At 65.8% G+C, this 512-nt stretch carries 1 protein-coding gene; it reads left to right on the top strand.

The window, feature by feature from the left end:
• Positions 1-359: 359 nt before the first annotated feature.
• Positions 360-512: helix-turn-helix domain-containing protein (locus E7Z54_RS02895; RefSeq protein ID WP_168798136.1), on the top strand; the 153-nt coding region annotated here is incomplete at its 3' end.

Here is a 512-nt window from a genome sequence, read left to right as displayed (position 1 = left end):
TACGTCGAGCCCAACGCCGCGCAGCTTGTCCAGCTGGCGGAGCAGGCCGCCGCGGGAACCTTGAAACTCGCACCGGAACCCCTGCCGCTGAGCGAGGGACCGGCTGCGTTCGCCCGGGTGGTTACCGGACAGGCCGGCGGTAAGAAGATCGTGCTCACCCGAGCATGACCCGACCGGGCACCGCCCGATCCCGATGCTGGGCCACGGTGCCAAGGTTCACCAAGCTGCAGCCGGTGGAGCCGGTTGCCAGGTCTCGGCGACGGCCCAAAGAACGGGCTCACTGACGGCGTATCAAATCTGACCCACTTGGTGATCTTCATCTGATCCTGGCCTTGGTGATCAAGGTCAGGAGGGAAGAGGTGATCCACGTGGAAGACTGGGCAGAGATCCGCAGGCTGCACCGGGCCGAGCAGATGCCGATCAGGGCGATCGCCCGGCACCTGGGCATCTCGAAGAACACTGTGAAGCGTGCTCTGGCGCACGACCGGCCGCCGAAGTACGAGCGTCCGCTG

It is taken from the genome of Nocardioides sp. (assembly GCF_004803405.1).
Lineage (GTDB): Bacteria > Actinomycetota > Actinomycetes > Propionibacteriales > Nocardioidaceae > Nocardioides > Nocardioides vastitatis.
The sequence above is the reverse complement of the archived record's forward strand: the minus strand, read 5'-3'. Positions and strand labels throughout refer to the sequence as shown.